A 1,400-nucleotide genomic window follows, 5' to 3' on the forward strand; every position below is an offset into this window, starting at 1 on the left:
CGGGCGCCTTACCTCCTCGAACGTCTATCGCGATGAAACCGCGGACGGTGCGCTCACCCTCTGGATGCCGCGCCTGCATGCGGCCGAGGCGGTCGAGGCACGCACCGCGAGTTTTATCGCCGCTCGGGACGGTCAGACAGAACCGCCGCTCGGGGTGTTCAACCGCTCGCGGGTGGGCCACTGGCTCGCGGCGATGGATGAGCAATTCGCCGGCGTGAAATCGTGGATGCCGTGAGCGAGGCTGTCGATCAGGGCGGGACAGAGGCTGCGATCCGCGCCGCGCAAGCGGAGCTGGATCGGGCCGAACAGCTGGCCCGGCTCGACAATGACCCCACCGCGCACACGCTCCACGCGCTCCGGGTGTTCCTGGGCTCGACGGCGGCTATTGCTGCGGATCAGCGGCGCGCTATGGCTGAGCACCGCTTGCATGTCGATCGGGATTTCAGCGCCGTGCGCCAGGCGCGGGATGGCTTGGCGCAAACCATCGACCAAGCGTTCAAGGCCGCAAAGGCGCAGGCCGAGGCCGCGCATGCGGATCTGTCGCGTCAGTTCGTGGCGTCCTTTGCCAAAGAGGCCGAACAACGCCTCAAGTCCATGTCCCGATGGGTATGGTGGCGCACGCTTGCCTCGGGCGCGGCGCTGGCGATCGTGATCCTCGCGCTCGGCTATGGCCTGGGCTACTGGCGCGGCAACGCGGCCGGGTACAGCCAGGCCGCCGGCACGATTCACGCCGCCGGGGCCGTTGAGCAATCCGTCCTCGCCTCGCAAGGCCCGGCTGGTTTGGCGCAATGGCACCAGCTCATGCGCGACAACGCCATCCTCGACACGATGAAATCCGACTGCACCGGGAAGAACGTGGCGCATCAGGACGGCCGCACGGCCTGCCATCTCTGGCTATGGACCACGCCAAATGTCGCCCAGGCCGCGCATGGGTAGCGGGATGGACGAGCGTTTTACTCCCACCGCGGATGGGTCGGCTCGCTCGGTCGACTTCACCTCCCAGCTCGGCCGGGTTTTGCTCTGCCTGTTTCGGAACACGGTGCGCTTTCTGCTGGTGGCTGTGCTCGACGTGCTGATCCTCATGGTGCGGTTCATGCTTTGGTTCCGCCGCATCCTGTTCTGGCTGGGCTTCTTCTCAGCCCTGTCCTGCATTTTGAATTATGAGGTTCATAGGCTGCGCCTTGCCGCCTTCGCGCTCGGGGCTGGTATCCTCATGATGGCACTCTCACGCGCCAGCCTGCTCCTCAATGACCGGCTGCGCTTCTGGCAGTTGGAACTGCACGCCTGGGCTCAAGGCTGGCCGGTGCGGCGCTATGCGTTCACCGTGTTGCCACCTCGGCGTTAATGGAGTTGGCCATTTCAATGTCTAGCAGATTTTTCATGATTACATGTAAACATGT

The 1,400-nt window shown here is 64.6% G+C and carries 2 protein-coding genes and 1 pseudogene; all 3 read left to right on the forward strand.

Annotation, left to right across the window (positions count from 1 at the left end):
- Positions 1-235 (forward strand): annotated as a pseudogene (locus tag B7Z76_RS16115) (hypothetical protein); the annotation flags it as partial.
- The gene (locus B7Z76_RS16120; protein WP_291345276.1) at positions 232-936 is read left to right on the forward strand and encodes a hypothetical protein; all 705 of its coding nucleotides are present in this window, start codon (positions 232-234) and stop codon (positions 934-936) included. The pseudogene B7Z76_RS16115 and the gene B7Z76_RS16120, both read left to right, overlap by 4 nt.
- Positions 937-940: 4 nt before the next feature.
- Positions 941-1,345, forward strand: a complete 405-nt coding sequence (locus B7Z76_RS16125) for a hypothetical protein (protein WP_291345278.1) — start codon at positions 941-943, stop codon at positions 1,343-1,345.
- The last annotated feature ends 55 nt before the right edge of the window (positions 1,346-1,400 follow it).

The sequence above is a fragment of the Acidiphilium sp. 20-67-58 genome, from assembly GCF_002255515.1.
Taxonomy (GTDB): domain Bacteria; phylum Pseudomonadota; class Alphaproteobacteria; order Acetobacterales; family Acetobacteraceae; genus Acidiphilium.

What these genes read in the sequence shown, in the direction of transcription:
- B7Z76_RS16125 (WP_291345278.1), top strand. Translation starts at nt 941, where the DNA reads ATGGACGAGCGTTTTACTCCCACCGCGGATGGGTCGGCTCGCTCGGTC.